At 50.9% G+C, this 18,077-nt stretch carries 16 protein-coding genes; 13 read left to right on the forward strand and 3 right to left on the reverse strand.

The window, feature by feature from the left end; all coding sequences use genetic code 11:
• The first annotated feature begins 18 nt into the window (after positions 1–18).
• From fsa to BD_RS00240, 3 genes are all read left to right on the forward strand, one after another.
• Positions 19–666 (forward strand): fructose-6-phosphate aldolase, encoded by a 648-nt coding sequence (gene fsa / locus BD_RS00230; RefSeq protein WP_011162672.1) that lies wholly within the window; start codon positions 19–21, stop codon positions 664–666.
• Positions 666–1,109 (forward strand): hypothetical protein, encoded by a 444-nt coding sequence (locus tag BD_RS00235; RefSeq protein WP_011162673.1) that lies wholly within the window; start codon positions 666–668, stop codon positions 1,107–1,109. Before fsa ends, BD_RS00235 begins: the two co-directional genes overlap by 1 nt.
• Before the next feature lie 133 nt (positions 1,110–1,242).
• Positions 1,243–3,273, forward strand: coding sequence for a hypothetical protein (locus BD_RS00240; RefSeq protein WP_157865620.1), 2,031 nt, complete (start codon positions 1,243–1,245; stop codon positions 3,271–3,273).
• Here BD_RS00240 and murD read toward each other — a convergent pair.
• Positions 3,257–4,609, reverse strand: a complete 1,353-nt coding sequence (gene murD / locus BD_RS00245; RefSeq protein WP_231839230.1) for a UDP-N-acetylmuramoyl-L-alanine--D-glutamate ligase — start codon at positions 4,607–4,609, stop codon at positions 3,257–3,259. The two genes, BD_RS00240 and murD, sit on opposite strands and share 17 nt — an antisense overlap.
• A 20-nt stretch (positions 4,610–4,629) precedes the next feature.
• Between murD and BD_RS00250 the strand changes: the two genes are divergently transcribed.
• From BD_RS00250 to BD_RS00260, 3 genes are all read left to right on the forward strand, one after another.
• The gene (locus BD_RS00250) at positions 4,630–6,051 is read left to right on the forward strand and encodes a metallophosphoesterase (protein ID WP_011162676.1); all 1,422 of its coding nucleotides are present in this window, start codon (positions 4,630–4,632) and stop codon (positions 6,049–6,051) included.
• A gap of 93 nt (positions 6,052–6,144) precedes the next feature.
• Positions 6,145–6,339, forward strand: a complete 195-nt coding sequence (locus BD_RS00255) for a histone-like protein (protein ID WP_011162677.1) — start codon at positions 6,145–6,147, stop codon at positions 6,337–6,339.
• Between the two features lie 106 nt (positions 6,340–6,445).
• Positions 6,446–7,366 carry a M12 family metallopeptidase gene (locus BD_RS00260; RefSeq protein ID WP_011162678.1) on the forward strand — a complete coding sequence of 307 codons (921 nt, stop codon included), beginning with the start codon at positions 6,446–6,448 and terminating at the stop codon, positions 7,364–7,366.
• On the opposite strand, the gene ligA is transcribed toward BD_RS00260, so the two are convergent.
• Positions 7,363–9,363 (reverse strand): NAD-dependent DNA ligase LigA, encoded by a 2,001-nt coding sequence (gene ligA, locus BD_RS00265; RefSeq protein WP_050792938.1) that lies wholly within the window; start codon positions 9,361–9,363, stop codon positions 7,363–7,365. The two genes, BD_RS00260 and ligA, sit on opposite strands and share 4 nt — an antisense overlap.
• Before the next feature lie 107 nt (positions 9,364–9,470).
• Here ligA and gatC point away from each other — a divergent pair, with 107 nt between their 5' ends.
• The 6 genes from gatC (at position 9,471) to BD_RS00295 (ending at position 15,489) form a co-directional block, all read left to right on the forward strand.
• On the forward strand, positions 9,471–9,752 hold the full coding sequence (gatC, locus tag BD_RS00270) for an Asp-tRNA(Asn)/Glu-tRNA(Gln) amidotransferase subunit GatC (RefSeq protein ID WP_011162680.1): 282 nt from the start codon (positions 9,471–9,473) through the stop codon (positions 9,750–9,752).
• Positions 9,753–9,761: 9 nt separating this feature from the next.
• On the forward strand, positions 9,762–11,234 hold the full coding sequence (gene gatA, locus BD_RS00275; protein ID WP_011162681.1) for an Asp-tRNA(Asn)/Glu-tRNA(Gln) amidotransferase subunit GatA: 1,473 nt from the start codon (positions 9,762–9,764) through the stop codon (positions 11,232–11,234).
• Complete coding sequence (gatB, locus tag BD_RS00280) at positions 11,224–12,657, forward strand: Asp-tRNA(Asn)/Glu-tRNA(Gln) amidotransferase subunit GatB (RefSeq protein ID WP_011162682.1); 1,434 nt, start codon at positions 11,224–11,226, stop codon at positions 12,655–12,657. Before gatA ends, gatB begins: the two co-directional genes overlap by 11 nt.
• Positions 12,658–12,672: 15 nt before the next feature.
• Positions 12,673–13,587: a Ppx/GppA phosphatase family protein gene (locus tag BD_RS00285; protein WP_011162683.1), complete on the forward strand. Its 915-nt coding sequence runs from the start codon at positions 12,673–12,675 to the stop codon at positions 13,585–13,587.
• A gap of 7 nt (positions 13,588–13,594) precedes the next feature.
• Positions 13,595–14,020, forward strand: coding sequence for a DUF192 domain-containing protein (locus BD_RS00290; protein ID WP_011162684.1), 426 nt, complete (start codon positions 13,595–13,597; stop codon positions 14,018–14,020).
• Positions 14,021–14,133: 113 nt separating this feature from the next.
• Complete coding sequence (locus tag BD_RS00295; protein ID WP_226987871.1) at positions 14,134–15,489, forward strand: LPXTG cell wall anchor domain-containing protein; 1,356 nt, start codon at positions 14,134–14,136, stop codon at positions 15,487–15,489.
• A gap of 67 nt (positions 15,490–15,556) precedes the next feature.
• On the opposite strand, the gene BD_RS00300 is transcribed toward BD_RS00295, so the two are convergent.
• On the reverse strand, positions 15,557–15,925 hold the full coding sequence (locus BD_RS00300; protein WP_011162686.1) for a PilZ domain-containing protein: 369 nt from the start codon (positions 15,923–15,925) through the stop codon (positions 15,557–15,559).
• A 390-nt stretch (positions 15,926–16,315) separates the two neighbouring features.
• On the opposite strand from BD_RS00300, the gene rho reads away from it, so the two are divergent.
• Positions 16,316–18,061 (forward strand): transcription termination factor Rho, encoded by a 1,746-nt coding sequence (rho, locus tag BD_RS00305; RefSeq protein WP_011162687.1) that lies wholly within the window; start codon positions 16,316–16,318, stop codon positions 18,059–18,061.
• Positions 18,062–18,077: the final 16 nt, after the last annotated feature.

The following is an 18,077-nucleotide window of genomic DNA, read 5'->3' on the forward strand; positions in this document are numbered from 1 at the left end:
CCAGACTCGGGAGTCCCCATGAAGTTTTTCATCGATACAGCAGAAATTGAAGAAATCAGACAAGCCAATCTTCGTGGTTGGGTTGACGGTGTTACCACCAACCCTTCTTTGATCGCAAAAAGCGGCAAGGACTTCCACACCGTGATCAAAGAGATCTGCAAAGAGATCACAGGTCCAGTTTCTGCGGAAGTGATCAGCCTGCAACACGAAGAAATGGTTCGTGAAGGTAAAGAGCTGGCGAAACTGGCTTCCAACGTTGTGGTGAAAATCCCAATGTGTGAAGACGGCATGATCGCCGTAAAGAAATTGAAATCAGAAGGCATCAAGACCAACGTCACACTGGTGTTCTCTCCAATGCAGGCATTGCTTGCGGCTAAAGCCGGCGCGACGATGGTATCCCCGTTCGTGGGTCGTCTTGACGACATTGGTGTTGAAGGTATGCAGATGGTTGATCAGGTTATCCAGATGTACCGCAACTATGACTTCGAGACTGAAGTATTGGTAGCCAGTGTAAGAAGCCCGATGCATATCCAACTTGCAGCTGAAATGGGCGCGGACATCGCGACTATTCCGTTTAAAGTAATGCAATCCATGACTCACCATCCGTTAACTGACAAAGGTATCAAGATGTTCATGGATGACTGGAACAAGGCTCAGAAGAAATAATGATGAAGACCTTCGTCTGGGTATTCCTTCTTGCATCGACGCTTTTTTTTGCTGGTTGTCGCACCGGTGGGGTGATCTTGCGTGAAACCCCGCTCAACCTGAGTGAGACCCGTCGCGCGATTGTGGCTGTGATTGGTGAACCCAAATCCATCAGTCAGAACGGGCGCGAGATGACGTCTCAGTACTACGACAAAAAAGGCAAGAATATCGACAAGATGGATATGGCCAGAGAACGTTTTTACACCCATGTCACTGTTCTTGGTGACCGCCGTCCTTACGATGTTCAGGTCCAGGTTCTGGTCGAAGGTCGTAATGAAGATGGCGGTTTTGACCTGCTTGACCGCGACGACGACAAAGCCGCGCCCATCGCGGAAAAGATCCGCCAGTCCCTTAACCAAAGTCGCGACAGTCGTAACGTCATTGACGACTTCCGTTCCTTCTAAATACGATAAAGGCTAGTCAGAAATGACTATTCTTCAAATGAGGTGACTGTTGCAAGGAATGCGACTGAAGCGGTTCATATTACCGCTCCTGGTATTAGCTGGAAGCTTATACTGGTCAAGCCCCACAGGTGGCTTGAAGTTCATACCTATTTATGAAGCCCTCACCATCAAAGCTCAGAAAAATTCTCCACCACATATCGCCTTTGAAGAACTGCTGGAATCCGAGAGGCAACTTGCAGAGTGGTCAAGAATCGAAAAAGTGAAACCATTGAATCTTGCCGCAGAAAAGTCCACCGCACCGCTGTTTGCGAAGCGTGTGGAAATCGCTGAAATGGTGATTCAAAAAACTCCGGAAAGATTTGTCGCGGAAGCACCATCCACAACAACGGTGGATGCCGATCCGACGGCATGGATGAATGATCTTTCCCCTGCTCAAGCCAAGCGTCTGCAAGCCGCTCAAAGCCGCAGCGAAGTGATGGGTCAGGACTGGAGCCAGCCAACGTGGTCTGACATGGCCAAAGAGGTTCTGGAAAAATCCGGCGTGATGACGGCGACAACATCCTCCAACCCACGTGTGTATGTGGCGGGTGTGGATGCTTCCGGCAAAGCCAACACCAAAATTCCCCAGGCTGAAGTGCGCATCCCGGATCGCAACAACCAACCCTCTGATGACGGCATGAATCCTTCCTATGGTTTGGTGGAAGAACAAAGACCGGCGGGCATTCGCACGATCTCGGGTCCTTTGGAAATCACCGGCGGCCTGGCGGTCACCAATGAACATCATATTGAAATCCGTCGCAGTGACGAAGGTGTCTTAAAAGAACTGGGCAAGGTCAATCTTGTTCAGGGTCAGTATAATATAGATGTCGAAGATGTGACCGGATCCATCATTGCCCGTCTGGTGGACAAAGAGGGTAAAACCCTGGGTGAAGGCAGCTTCCGCTTAAATCGTGTGGCCTCGATTGCGCAAAACCGTTTGCAGGGACCGAAGATTCGCATCGAACCACATCCTGACTTTGGCGGCATTGTTACAAGTGCTTACAATCCAAAGCCGGATGATGCAGCTCCCGCCAAGACTCTGGTGACCTTTGTAAAAGGTGCCAAAGAAGTCGCACCGAAAAAAGACGGAGCCGTGGCGATGGATAATGTGACCAAAGGATCCACGACGGTGATGCGCGCGGCAGCGCCTTCGCACATGCAAACAGCGTCCATTGTGGTTTCGGGTCAGGAATTTAAGACGCCTCTTTATCCGGCTTCGATGATCCAGGCCCTGCAGGACATTTTGAGCCAGCAAAGACAGATGTCCTTTGAAGGCGCACCAACCATCATCTGGGGTAAGGTCAGCCTTGATGGCAAAACACTTTCCGGAATTGATGTGGTTGTCGAATCAGATCCAAGTCTTGTGCCGGTTTACTTTAATCAGTTCATGCTTCCGGATCCAAGTTTGAAATCCACCGGTGACAACGGTCTGTTTGCCTTTGTGAATGCGGAGCCAGGCTTCCATTCCCTGCTGGCAACCCGAGCCGAGGCAATTGTGGGTTATCAGAACGTGGTGGTGGAAGAAGGCTCTGTGGCTCAAGGGGACATTCAGTCCACTATGAAAAACGAAGCCGTTCCGCTGCGGGTGTATGACGCCTTTGCGGGCGATGCGGTTCCGGCCACCGTGACCATGCAAAGCTTGCAGAGCGAATTTGAAGTTCAGGGTGCCACGACGGTGACTTTGCCGAACCTGAAGCGCTATGGTCTAATGCGAGTACAGCCTGAGGGCACCGACTATGTGGCGGCGAGATATGTTTACAATGACAACGACGAATACGTGCACGCCCCGGTGGTTCGCTGGTCATGGCTGAGCGCTATCAAAGGTTATCTGAAGATTGATGATCTGCCGACGGCGGGTGTGATTGTGGGCTTTGTTCCGGATGAAAACTTTGAAGTTTATCTGGCAGCATATGATTCATTCAACCCGCGCCAGATTGTGTACTTCGATATGCAAGGCCGTATCCTGCAAAATGGCAAGGGCATCGCGGGTGGTGGTTTCATTCTTTACAACGTTCCTGAAGACATTCACGAAGTTGTGGTGGTGGGCGAAAGAACGCAGAAGATCTATTCCCGCGTTCTGCCCGTGGATCCAAACACGCTGTCCGTGCTTAGTTTCCGAGAGTAAATTCAGAAACACATTTCTTGAAATAGTTCCCGCGATCTTCAAAGGACTTGAATTCATCAAGACTGGTTCCGCCCGGGCTTAGTAATACTGTATCACCAGGTTTTGCGCTTCCCAGGATGTCACACAGGGCTTCACCCAAACGGGCAAAAGACCTTCCGGGCAACGTGGACTTTGTCTGTGCGATCTCACGACATTCACCGAAGAACACAAACTCGATGTCTTTCAGATTTCCCAGGGCTTTCAGATCCTGCCACGGCAGATTTTTATCCCGGCCGCCCAAAAGCAGCCACAGCCTTCCGGGTTTTGAAAGAGTGTCATGAGCCGCCGCGGTTGCAATCAACACACTGTCCATGGCGGTGGCTTTGCTGTCGTTGATAAATCGAATGCCCTTGTAGGTGCCGACACTTTCCAGTCTGTGGACAAGGCCCTTAAAGGATTTCATGCCCTCAATCGCCGAAGCCGGCCATTTTGCAGAAAGTGCCAGGGCGCTGGCCAAAGCCAGATTGTCCTGATTGTGCTGACCGATCAGTTGCGCTTTTTCAAGCTGCAAGGAAGTCAACATTTTGTCAGAGCGGGAGATGATCTTCACCTGTTCCGGCTGCCCGTTTTTATGGAAGTACTCAACCAGATCACCGCCTTCGCGATTGAGCAGCAGGGCATCCTTGGTCAAAGACAGGATCTTCCACTTGGTGTCGTAATAGTGCTGAAGGTTGTCGTAGCGCTCAAGATGATTGGAGGTGAGGTACGTGATCGCGGAATAATCCAGGGAAAGACCCTCGCAGTTTTCCAGTTGATAGCTGGATAGCTCCAGAATCACCCAGTCGGCGCGCGGACGTTTGCCTTCAATCACATCGGCGGCATAGTCTGCAAACGGGGTTCCCAGGTTTCCACCGACAAAGCCGGTTTTGGAAAAGGCCTCTAGCCCCGCACCTAAAATCGAAACGGTCGTGCTTTTTCCAACGGAACCGGTCACGCCGATCATCTTTTCGGTTTCCAGGGTCGCACAGGCCAAAGAAAGTTCGCTGGTGATTTGGACTCCGTTTTTCCGAGCGTCTTGAATCCAGGCCGATGCCAGGGGAACACCCGGGGACACCACCAGCGTGCCGGGCTTTTGATTCATCAGGACCTGAGGGTCACGAAACTGAGCCGATTCCAGCTTTCCATCAAAAGTAAGAATGGATTCGGGTGCATGACCCGCCAAAGTCAGCAGGCGTTTGGCGGCTTCACCGCTTTTACCCATGCCGACAATTGCAATTGGAGTCTTCAGGTTCTTGATAAATTCTTTCATCTGCACGATCATAGACTTGGGAGGCAGATTTGCCCACTTCTTTTTCAAGACCTTTTCCTGATTTTAAAATGGCGTCGCACACTGCGATCATCAGTGATTTGCATTTGTGTGAAGCCGAGCCTGTGAACCTGCGCTTCCCGCTGTGGAAGAAATTCAAGACGCGGCAGTTCTTCTTTGATGACACGTTTGAAGTGTTTTTGAAAAGCTGTGAAGAAAAGGCGCAAGGCGCCTCGGTGGAGCTTGTTCTGAACGGGGATATTTTTGATTTTGACAGTGTCCTGCGTTTGCCGGATGAACCGGTCTTTCATGTCAGCGGTCTTGAAAAGCGCCGCGGGCTGTTTCCGATTGAAGAGCGATCCCGATTTAAAATTGAAGTGATTCTGAAAGACCATGCCGACTGGGTTCGCGCCCTGCGTGAATTTGTACTACGGGGCAACCGTGCCGTCTTTGTGATTGGCAACCACGATCTGGAGCTTCACTTCCCGGAAGTGCAGGCCGAGATCTATCGTCATCTGAACTTGCCGGAAGACAAAAAACATCAGGTTCGTTTTGTGGAGTGGTTCTATATCAGCAATCAGGACACATTGATTGAACACGGCAATCAGTATGATCCGTATTGCATGTGTGAAGACCCCATCAATCCGTTTGTTCGCGGATACAATTTTGTTTCGCTGAAACTGCCGTTTGGAAATCTGGCCTGTCGTTATCTGATGAACGGAATGGGCTTCTTCAATCCGCATGTGGACAGCAACTACATCATGAGTATTCCGCAGTACATAAAGTTCTTTGTGAAATACATGCTGCGCGCGCAGCCGGGACTGGTGCTGACCTGGTTCTGGGGATCCGTGCTGACACTGCTTCATTCCTTCTATGACCGTCTGGCGGCGCCGATCAGAAATCCATTGAAGATTGAAGACCGCGTGTCTTTGATTGCTGAAAAATCAAATGCCGAACCCCGCATGGTGCGAGAACTGAAAGAGTTGTTTGTGGCTCCGGCCGCCAGCAATCCGTTTTTACTGGCGCGTGAACTGTGGCTGGATCGTGCGTTTATTATCTTTGTCGCTTTCTATCTGATCTTCCAGTTGATGATCTTTGTCCGGGCTATTTATGAAATCTCGTTCTTCTGGGCTTTCATTCCGTTGTTCTTGCTGCTGCCGTTTTTCCTATTCTACAGCAAGTCGGTGACCTCCCTCGTGTCTGGCTACAAAGAACCTGATGACCGGGTGATGGCTATGACCAGTGCAATCACCAAGGTGAATCGCATCGTTTACGGGCACACTCATCATACCCGCCATGAAATGATCGGGTCCGTCGAACACTTGAACAGCGGGTGCTGGTCACCGGCCTTTTTGGATGTGGAATGCACCAAGCCGTTGGATCAAAAAACATTCGTGTGGATATCTCCGGGAGAGGCCGGAACCCGTCAGGCAGAGCTTTTCAAGTTCGTGGATGGAAAACCGGAGCTGTTAATGAACCCGGGGCGCTCTTAAATTAGTGCGCCGCAAGAAGATTTCATATTGTCATTCACAGGACCCTATGCAAACCTTTTATCTGTTCGATTAACATGGATGGAGAGGTATATCATGGCAGAAGTACTTGTAGTAACAAGCAAAGTTAAAAAACTGATCAAAGAAAAAGGTCAAATGAACACATCTGCTGAGACTATTGACGTACTCAGTAAAGCCATTGAGCAACTGTGCTTGAAAGGCGTTGAATCTGCAAAAGCTGACGGTCGCAAAACCGTAATGGCTCGCGATATCGTTATCGACCACCTTTAATTCGGTCGAACGAAAATTCGTTCAGCATTGGTTCAATTTTAAAACCCACGGCCCTGAAACCGTGGGTTTTGCATTTTTTAGCACTGAAAATTCCGTCGGAGTTTGAATGATTAAAAAAGCCCTGCCCGTCTTACTTGTTCTTGGCGCCGTCATCAGCTATCTGCTGTGGCCCCGGTCTTCCGAAAATTCAGAAGTCCCTCATCCGACGTCCACTATTGAAAAGCAAGAGCCTCAAGATGCACAAACTCCCTCCGACTCTGAGCCTGGGGCAGTTTTCTCGGCTTTTGAAATTAAGACCGTGCAAACTGTCAGCGAAAGTGTTCCCTTTGAAGAACCATCATCGCCGCACGACGAGCCCGCCGCGAAAAGTGAAGTGACCTATGTGGTGGAAGACGGCGTGGCGGTCGTTAACGAAGACATCGTGATCGGAGTTCCCCGCAGCGCCAAGGCCCGCGGCAGCGTGGTCCTGGAAAGCGTGCAGCTGTGGGAGGGCGGTGTGGTGCCTTTTCATATCCAGGGAGATGTCCCCAACAAATCTGAGATCATTCAGGCCATTGCTGAGTTCGTTGAAACTCCCATCAAGTTTGTTCCCTACACAAATCAGGAAGATGTCCTGGTGTTTGAAGCCGGAGCGGGCTGTAAATCCTATCTGGGGAAAGTCGGCGGCAAGCAGCCGCTGTGGATCTCCGGGGGCTGCGGGGTGACCGAGATCACCCATGAGATCATGCATGCATTGGGGTTTATCCACGAACAAAATCGCACGGACCGGGACCGGTTTGTTGAAGTGGTGTGGGACAATATCCACGAGAAGTACAAACACAACTTTGAGCTGTTTCCCGCCTCTTTGATGGTGCTCAGCGGGGCCGCGGCGTTTGATTTTGAATCTGTCATGCTTTATCAGCCGACCGCGTTTAGCAAAAACGGCGAGGTCACCATAAGATCAAAAACAGAATCCCTGCTGGCTCCGAGCGCGGCTCTGAGCGCCGGAGACATCCAGCGACTTGTGCATGTCTATGGCAGAAACTAAATCATGGCCTGAAGCTCTTCCCAAGAGATGATCTTCACACCCAAGCCCTGGGCTTTTTCCACTTTAGAGCCCGGATCATCACCCACCACCAGATAATTCAGCTTGGATGAAACCGAGCCCAGAATTTTCCCGCCATTTCTTTCGATCAAGTCCTTGGCATCGTCCCGTTTCACCGGAAGTGTGCCTGTGATCAGGAAGCTCATGCCGGACAGAGAGCCTTCTTGCGCCCGCACAGGCCCCGCAATTTTCACGCCCAGTTCAATCATTGCTTTCACTTCGTCGACCAGCTTCGGATTTCCAGTCCAGTCGCGGATGGATTTGGCAACTTTGGCGCCGATCTCTGGGACCTGCAACAGTTCTTCTTCGGAGGCCTCCAGGAATTTATCTATCGTCAGGAAGTGATCCGCCAGATGTTTTCCGGTTTGTTCCCCCACGAAGCGTATTCCCAGTGCAAAGATGAAACGCGCAAGTGTCGGGTTCTTGCTGTTTTCAATGGACTTGATGATGTTATCCGCCGATTTGTCACCCTGGCGTTCCAAAGACAGAATCTGCTCTTTCGTCAGACGATAGAAATCGGAAAAGCGGGTCAGCAGTTTGTTGTCGACCAGTGTTTCGATCAGGCGATCTCCGACCTTGTCGATGTTCATCGCACGTCTGGCCACGAAATGTTTCAAGGACTCTTTCACGACAGCGATGCACAGTGGATTCACGCAGCGGGTGACCACTTCGCCTTCAGCTTTCACAGCGACAGAGTCGCAGGCCGGGCATCTTTCCGGAATCGAGTACGGCAGACGGTCCGCCGGGCGCTTGTCAGGATTGACGACCTCCACGACTTCCGGGATTACGTCACCAGCACGCTGAATGATCACGGTGTCGCCGATGCGGATGTCTTTGCGGGTGATTTCATCCTGGTTGTGCAAGGTGGCGTTCGTAACGGTGACGCCACCCACTTTCACCGGCTTCATGATCGCCACCGGGGTCAACGCGCCGGTGCGACCCACCTGAACCACAATGTCTTCCACGGTGGTCTGGGCCTGCTCCGGTTTGAACTTCGCAGCCGTGGCCCATCTGGGGCTTCTGGCCACCAGGCCCAGGTCCTCTTGCAGGCGCAGGGAATTAACCTTGATCACCACGCCGTCAATATCAAATGGAAGTTTCGGACGGACTTTTTCGATGTGGTGATAGTACTTCACCACTTCTTCCGGTCCCTTGGCCACCACCAGCAAGTCCTCTTTGTACGGAAGCACCGTCGGAATGCCATGGTCGTTGAAGTATTCCTGAATGTTCTTTTGTGTGTTGAAGGTTTCACCCTCCACCGCACCCAGAGCGTATCCGAAGAAACGCAGCGGCCGGGAGGCCGCGATGCGGGAATCCAGCTGGCGCACGGTTCCGGCGGCGGCATTACGGGGGTTGGCGAAGGTCTGCTGCCCGTTTTCCTGCTGGGTTTCGTTCAGCCTTGCAAAGTCCTCTTTGAACATCAGGACTTCCCCGCGCACTTCCAGAAGCGGGGGCGGATTTTTATGAGAAAGTTTTAATGGAATGCTCTTGATGGTTTTGATGTTGTGAGTGACGTCTTCGCCCACGGTGCCGTCACCTCGGGTGATGGCGCGAACCAGCTGGCCGTTTTCATAGATCAGCTCCATCGATAGGCCGTCAAATTTAAGCTCACACAGATATTCCACGGGATCTTCGGTATTTAGAAATTTTCTAACTCTTTCATCGAACTCAAAAATATCCTCGGGAGAATAACTATTGGCCAAAGAAAGCATCGGCAGACGGTGCTGGGCTTTCGTAAATCCTTCCAGGACCGTACCGCCCACGCGCTGAGAGGGCGAGTCACTCAAATCCAGTCCCTTGGGGTTCTTTTCAATATCCAAAAGCTCCGCGAAGAGCTGATCGTATTCGTAATCTGTAATGGTGGGCTTATCCAGAACATGGTAGTTGTGGTCGTGTTCAGAAATGATCTTCTTGAGCTCTTCATGGCGTTTTTTGGACATAGAATAATTTGCACCCATCTCTGAGGTCCAGTCACGGCAAAATGCATCGGGCAAAGAGTGACTGAACAGTCTTCTTGTTATATTTTTTTCCAGTAAGGAGCTGACCCGTGATTGATAAAAAAGCGATTGAGCACATTGCGAAGCTGGCCCGCCTGCATATCACCGAAGATGAAGCCCAGGAGTACAGCACTCAGCTGGCAAAAGCCCTGACCCACTTTGAACAGATCTCTAAAATAAACACCGCTGGCATAGAGCCTATGGTGACTCCGACAGAAATTGAAGCCTACTGGCGTGAGGATGTTGTGAAGCAGGATTTCACCGCCGAAGAAATGACCGGAAATGCACCGGACCGTGCGGGCAATCTTTTTAAAGTCCCACCGGTCGTTTAGGAGGTTGTTGTGGATCTAACATTTGCCTCGCTTTCTGAAATTTCTGAAGCCGTCAATAACCGCAGTATCAGCGCCAAAGAAGTCACTTTGCATTTCCTAAAGCGCATTGAAAATTTGAATCCGAAGCTGAATGCCTTTACGTCACTAAATCCCCAGGCTGTTCAGGAGGCTGAGGCTGTAGACGCTCGAATCGCCAACGGCGAAGACGTGGGCCTGCTGGCGGGTGTGCCTTTTGGTATCAAAGAGATGTTTTGTACCAAGGGTCTGACAACCACCGCCGGATCCAAGATTCTTGAAAACTTTGTTCCGCCTTATGATGCCACAGCGGTGGCCCGTCTTAAAAAATCCGGCATCGTGGTGATGGGTAAGCTGAATCAGGATGAATTTGCCATGGGCTCTTCCAATGAAACGTCCTTTCACGGTGTGGTGAAAAACCCCTGGGACCTGGAACGTGTGCCCGGGGGATCTTCCGGTGGCTCGGCGGCAGCGCAAGCGTCGCGCCTGGTGGCAGGCACGCTGGGTACCGACACCGGCGGCTCGATTCGCCAACCCGCAAGCTTCTGCGGTATCGTGGGCGTGAAGCCCACATACGGCCGTGTGAGCCGCTATGGCATTGTCGCTTATGCTTCGTCCTTGGATCAGGCCGGCCCGATGGTGAGTTCTGTGAGGGATGCGGCATTGACCCTGGAAGTGATTTCAGGTTTTGACCCGCAGGACTCCACCACAACTCAGAAACAAGTCCCCGCCTGGAGTCAGAATCTGAAAGCCGACGTCAAAGGCATGAAGATCGGTCTGATGAAGGAGTACATGACTGGAGCTTTGGATCCGGACGTGCAAAAGACTGTGGAAAACTCGGTGGATACCTTAAAACAACTCGGAGCTGAGATTGTTGAAGTCTCTGTTCCCATGACCGCGTTTGCAGTTCCTGTGTATTACCTGGTGGCCGCCAGCGAAGCGTCGTCGAATCTTTCCCGCTATGACGGTGTGAAATACGGCTATCGTGCCGAATTTAAAAATCTTTCGGCGGTGGACCTGGAAGAGTTCTACAGTCAGACGCGGGGTCAGGCGTTCGGTGCCGAAGTCAAACGTCGTATCATGCTGGGCACGTACTGCCTTTCCAGCGGTTACTATGATGCCTTTTACAACAAGGCCGGTCAGGTGCGCCGCCTGATCATGGAACAGTATCTGGAAGCCTTCAAAAAATGTGATGTGATTTTAAGTCCGGTCACCACCGCACCCGCCTTCAAGATTGGTGAACGGGTTTCTGATCCGTTGGCGATGTATTTGAATGACATCTTTACCACCTCGACGAATCTTGCCGGACTTCCGGGAATGAGTGTCCCGTTTGGTCAGTCGCAAAGTGGTCTTCCGATCGGGATTCAGCTGACCGCCGGTCACTTTGAAGAACAAAAGATGCTGAACGTGGCCTTTGCGCTGGAAGGTGCCTCTTTGGTGAAAGGAAAACATCCCCATGTCATCTAGAGGATATGAAGCCGTCATCGGTATTGAGATCCACGTGCAGCTGAGCACAAAGACCAAAATCTTCAGCTCCGAATCCACGGCCTTTGAAGCGGGTGACAATGAAAACACCTCGCCGGTCAGTGTGGGCATGCCCGGCACCCTGCCGGTCTTAAACAGCAAGGTGGTTGAGTACTCGATTAAAACGGGGCTTGCTTTGGGTTGTGACATCCGCCGCAAATCTGTTTTCGCCCGCAAGAACTATTTCTATCCGGATCTTCCCAAGGGTTATCAGATCTCCCAGTATGATCAGCCTATTTGTGAAAACGGATCCATCACATTCAAAGTGGATGGAAAAGAAAAGACCGTATCCATCACCCGCGCCCATATGGAAGAAGATGCCGGCAAATCCAACCACCACGGTGAATACACACTGATCAACTACAACCGTTCCGGCATTCCATTATTAGAGGTCGTATCGGGCCCCGACATGCGCACGCCGCAGGAGGCAGCAGAATACGCACGCACCATTCGTCAGATTGTGCGCTATTTGGATGTCTGTGACGGAAATCTGGAAGAGGGATCGTTGCGCTGTGACTGCAATGTCTCGGTTCGCAAAGAGGGTGCTAAACAATTCGGAACCAAAGTTGAGATCAAAAACATCAATTCGTTCCGTTTTGTCGAAAAAGCCATCGAATATGAAATTGAACGTCAGATCGACTGTGTTGAGCGCGGTGACAAGATCATCCAGGAAACCCGTTTGTGGGATCCGGATAAAAACCGCACGTTCTCGATGCGCGCCAAAGAAGACGCGCAGGACTATCGCTATTTCCCGGATCCGGATCTGCAGCCGGTGATTGTCACAGACAGCATGATTGAAAAGTATAAAAAAGAACTGCCCGAGCTTCCGATTGCCCGCGCCCAGCGCTTCCAGGATGATCACGCGTTGCCGGAATTGGATGCCACGGTGCTGACCACGGAAAAAGATCTGGCCGACTTCTATGAAGACACCGCAAAAGAATCCAAAAACTTCAAGGCGTCCTCGAACTGGATCATGACCGAGCTTTTGCGCGAGCTGAATTCCGCCAATAAAAACATCAAGGATTCGCCGATCAAACCGGCGCAGCTGGGCAAAATGATTGCGATGATCGACAAGGGAACAATTTCCGGTAAGATTGCAAAAACCATCTTCCAAGAGATGTGGGCCTCTGGAAATGATCCGGAAGTCATCATGAAGGAAAAGGGTCTGGTGCAGATCTCGGATCCCGCGGCGATTGAAAAGCTGGTGGATGAAGTATTGGCGGCCAACGCGCAGACCGTGGAAGATCACAAGTCCGGCAAAAAAAAGAACCTCTTTGGTTTCTTTGTCGGTGCCGTGATGAAGGCCTCCAAGGGGCAGGCCAATCCGGACCTTGTGAACAAGATTCTTCTAGAGAAACTGAAATAGAACAGGATATTTGAAATGAAAAAAGTTGCAGCACTTGATCTTGGAACCAACACCTTCCTGTGCCTGATTGTTTCTGGTGACAAAGATGGAATCAAAAAGGTGCATCGTGATCTGATGCAGGTGGTGCGTTTGGGTCAAGGTGTTGGGCAGACCGGAGAGTTTCATCCGGATGCTTTGGCCAGAGCCCGTCAGTGTCTGACGGAATTCAAAAAAGAAATCGATTCTGAACACGTCGATCAGATTCTGGCAATGGCGACCTCCGCCGCGCGTGACGCCCGCAACGGTCAGGAGCTTTTCCGTATCGGTGAAGAGCTGGGCATTCCCATTGAAATTATTCCCGGCGAGGACGAAGCGCGAATCACGTATCTTGGAGGAACAGCGGGAAGTGCCAGCCCAAATCTGACTTCGTTGGTGGTGGATGTCGGTGGTGGCTCCACAGAACTGATCGTCGGCAAAGGGTCAGAAATTTTGTATGGCCACAGTCTGGATATCGGTGGTGTGCGGTTAACAGAAAAATTTGTCACGACTCAACCCGTGATCGAAAAAGATCGCATACCCCTGGAAGCTTATATTCAGGAACAACTGGCGACGATCCTGCCGGAGATTCAAAAACACAAGATTGATCAGATCGTGGCAGTGGCCGGAACACCCACCGCCCTGGTGGCAATTGAAGTTGGTGGCTTTGATGAAAAGAAGGTCGATGGTTACTTCCTGAAGAAAGACCGTCTGGCCCACTGGGTGGAGGAATTTGCCCGTACCACAGTCGAAGAAAAAAAGACCAAGTATCAACTGGGCGGCCGAGCGGATATCATTTTTGCAGGAGCTTCGATCCTGCTGGCAGTGGTGGAAGCTTTGAAACTGGAAGGCATGGTCGTCACGACCAAAGGGGTTCGTTATGGGGTTGCGCTGGAAATGCTCCACGTTCGCTAAATTTGTGATGTTCGCAGGACTGTCCCTGGTCCTGTCTCCGCAGGCTTTTGCGGCCAAGGAATTTTCAAAAAAGAAAGTCACTCTGGGCTCCAAGACTTTTGTCGTGGAGATCGCTGAGACACCGGACCAGCACGAGCGCGGCCTGATGTTCCGCTCGCAGATGGGTGAAGACGAAGGAATGCTCTTTATATTCAAGAACGAGGAAACTCGATTCTTCTGGATGAAAAATACATTAATAGATCTGTCCATCGGGTACTTCGACAAAAGTCTGAAGTTGATTGATGTGAAGGAAATGAAGTCCGGAAGAGGTGTGCCGGATTCGGCCCTGCCTTCTTATGCCAGTGCACAACCCGCAAAGTATGCGCTTGAAATGAATAAAGGCTGGTTCGATAAAAATAAAATCAAGATCGGCTCTAAGCTCAAGATCCACTAGATCAAAAGTCCAGTGATTTTCTTAGTGTTTGCATGACTTCGATCTTGTGCTTAGATTGTTAATAACGCTTAACTGAAACAGTATGTTTCGTGGCATCAATCAAGGATGAATACATGATGAAAAAACTCGTTATCTTACTAGCGTGCCTAGGTCTGGCATTCCAAGTAACAAGCTGTACGTCTAAAGATAGCCAAGCAGATGCGGAAGTTGCTTCCGACTTCGATTCCGCAGACCTTGAAAAACTAGAAGGTGATGACGCCCTTGAAATTGCTGGTGACGACTCTTTGGCCAGCGACCAACTTCCAGAAGATGCTCTGGGTGAAACCACCACGACCACCGAAACAACCACAACAACTGCTGAAACGACTCTAGGTGATGATCAGGCGACAACCGAACAGACCGACGTCGCAACAACCACCGAAACATTGCCAGCAGATCCGTTTGCAGAAGCACCGGCGGCGGACGTTCCGGCTCCGACAACGACTGTGGCTGAAACAACGACCGCGACAGACACTTCTTCCAACTCTGTTTTTGAAAGCTCTACGGTGACTGAATCCTCCACAACAGTGGTTGATTCCTCTTCTGAGGCTCCGAAGAAGGCCAGCGCGCCTTTGCAGAAGGTGGCAACGACTCCTTGGAAAGCCGGCGGCACTTGGTTCAACACCGTTTACTTCGCTCGTCCGGGTGACACTCTGAAGGGTATCAGTCAGATGATCTATGGCGCTGACAAGCGCAAAGAACTGAAAAAAGGCAATCCGACCTTCCATTCCCGTGATGTTCGTGCCGGTGACAAGGTTTATTACAACTCTCCCAACCGTCCGGACGATTCTGCCCGCATGATCACTTACTACGAAGACAACGGCATTGCGCCAGAGACTTACGTGGCTAAATCCGGAGACAATATCAGAACTGTTTCCAAAAACCTTCTGGGTTATGACAATGCCTGGAAAGAAGTTTGGTCATCCAACTCTGTAGATTCCAAAGGCAACATCGCAGAAGGCACTGAGCTTCGATTCTGGAGAGGCGGCGCTGTCGCTGCAGCTCCGGCTCCGGCGCAACCTGCGATGGAACAACCGCACCAGGAAGTGGCTGGCAACATGGCACAGGCTCCGGCAGAAGAGATCCCGGCTCCACCAATGCCGGAAGATCCAATGGCTCAGCAACAGGCTCAGATGGACATCCCGCCTCCGCCGATGGAGCCCGCGGGTGATATGGCTCCGCCTCCTCCGCCGCCAGACATGGCTCAGGACATGGCGCCACCTCCACCACCACCAGTGGAAGCAATCAACCCTCCAGCTCCGCAAGTGGCTGAAGAAGCTCCGACCGGCATGGACAACGACACAACAATGGCTTTGGCAGTTGTTGGTCTGGCAGCCGCAGGTTTGGCAGTCCTGATTGTGATGAGAAAGAAAAGAAAACAGAAAGAGCTTGAACAACAGGCGATGGACAACACTCACGTAGGAACATAATCAGTTCCCGGGTTCTCCAAAAAAGAAAAGAGCGAGTTTTCACTCGCTCTTTTTGTTTTTGCGGATCTTATCCGACTTTTTTAAAGATCGTGTCCATCACTGACCGGCGATCGTTTCGGGAGTTCTCCACGAAATAGATCAGGTCATCAACGATCTGAACGTCGCGATTGTTCACCGGCATGAACTTCACACCGACCCCAACGGAATTGGTCCAGATCACATGAGCGGCGATCTTGCGCTCACGACCGGCCACGATAATGACCAGGTTTAGTTTCTCATTGGCGCGAACTTCTCCGCCCTCAAACTCTAAAAAGGCTCCCGTGATGCTGATATTCTTAAGCGTGCCTTTGGTCTCTTCGCGCGCGTAATTGCGCTTAAAAGACACCTCGAGGTTAAGAGGGGTTCTTGGTGCCGGAACTGTATATGTGTCCTCCACGTCAGACTCCTTGTGCTTAAATTGGATACTATCCTTTCGGTATTACTTACCAAAAATTAATAGGGGGTCCGGGTGATTTTTAACTTTTCGGATTAAAATTCTGAAAACTGGACTTACTTAGGCTCATATTTAAACACCTGAAATAGCTTCATTTTTAGAAAACAAGAAAAGTGTTAAACCCTCGAACATTATGAACAATCTTCTGTTTCCTCGACCCCGTTTCAAGCTGGGACAGGCAAGGGGACCTGGGAGCCGCCAGAGTTTTGCTATTGACAAGCAGGGGGCGGCTCAAGGACAGTGAGGTCATAACGAATAAGCATGAATCCAATCGGATCAGCTTCCTATATATATCGCTCTTTTTTCTGATTAAATCCTACAAGGAGAATTTGTTTGTCTGAACCTAAAGATCAACAAGGCGTTGAGGTGGCAAAAAAACGTACTCGCACTGCGAAGAGTACATCTGAAGATACCTCCGCCCCCGCTGCTGAAGCTTCCCCAGCTCCGGCCGCCGAAGCCGCCCCTGCGGCCCCAGCACCTTCCGAAAATGCCCCTGTTTCAGCAGCTCCTGCCGCTGCTCCGGAAGCCCGCCAAGACAGACCTCAACAGCAAAACCAACAACGCCGTGAATTCCGCCCGCACAATCGCGACAACCGTGATCGTGGCGATCGCAATGACCGCGGCGACCGTAACGACCGTGGCGACAGAAATGATCGTGGTGGTCACCGTGGTGATCGTGGCAATAATCAGCGCCGCGACTTCCGTCATGACCGTGGCCGCGATGAAGCCCAGCCAATGGGTGACGATGCTCACTCAGCGATGCCGGCCCAGGTTCAGGACGTGGATTTAGCGGACATCTCTTTGACTGATGAGGAAAAGAGCTGGTTGTCCTCCAAGGACTTGAAATCAAAAAACATCACGCAGCTGACAGAGCTTGCGAACAAACTGAAAATCGAAAACGCTGCCGGTCTTCGCCGTCAGGACATGATCTTCGAAATTCTGAAACGTGCCGCGAAACTGGGTCAGGACATTTATGGTTCTGGCGTTCTGGAAATCCTTCCGGACGGTTACGGATTCTTGCGTTCTCCGGATTACAACTATCTTCCAGGTCCGGATGATATCTATGTATCTCCGTCCCAGATCCGTCGTTTCGGCCTAAGAACCGGTGACACCGTGACGGGAACTGTTCGCCCGCCGAAAGATGGCGAGCGTTACTTTGCATTGTTGAAAGTGGATTCTCTGAACTTCGAGACCACTGAAAAAGGCAAAGACAAGATCCTGTTCGACAACTTGACGCCGCTTTATCCGAATGAACGCCTGAAGCTGGAACACAACCCTGGTGAATACACCACGCGTGTTGTGGACCTGATGGCTCCGTTGGGTAAAGGTCAGCGTGCCTTGATTGTTGCCCCACCAAGAACAGGTAAAACCGTTCTGATGCAGCAAATTGCCAATGCGATCACACACAATCATCCGGAAGTGAAATTGATCGTTCTTCTGATCGATGAACGTCCGGAAGAGGTGACCGACATGCAACGTACCGTAAAAGGTGAAGTTGTTTCGTCCACGTTCGATGAGCCACCAACTCGTCACGTTCAGGTTGCCGAGATGGTTATCGAAAAAGCAAAACGTTTGGTTGAACACAAACATGACGTTGTAATCCTGCTGGATTCCATCACTCGTCTGGCGCGTGCCTATAACACCGTTGTTCCTCCATCCGGTAAAATTCTGTCTGGTGGTGTGGACTCCAACGCCCTTCACAAACCAAAACGTTTCTTCGGTGCGGCTCGTAACATTGAAGAAGGCGGATCTTTGACTATCATCGCGACGGCTTTGATCGATACGGGTTCCCGTATGGATGAGGTTATCTTCGAGGAGTTTAAAGGTACTGGTAATGCTGAGATCCATTTGGATCGCAAGCTGATGGAAAAACGTATCTTCCCTTGCATGGACATCAACAAATCCGGCACTCGTAAAGAGGACCTGTTGGTTGATAAAGCGGACTTGAACCGTCTGTGGATCCTGAGAAAAGTTTTGGCGCCAATGAACGTTATCGACGCGATGGAATTCCTGATCGATAAAGTTGAAGGTACAAAAACGAACAACGACTTCCTGAAAGCGATGTCCGGACCGGGCTAAGCTTTGCTTCGCACTG

Source organism: Bdellovibrio bacteriovorus HD100 (assembly GCF_000196175.1).
Classification (GTDB): domain Bacteria; phylum Bdellovibrionota; class Bdellovibrionia; order Bdellovibrionales; family Bdellovibrionaceae; genus Bdellovibrio; species Bdellovibrio bacteriovorus.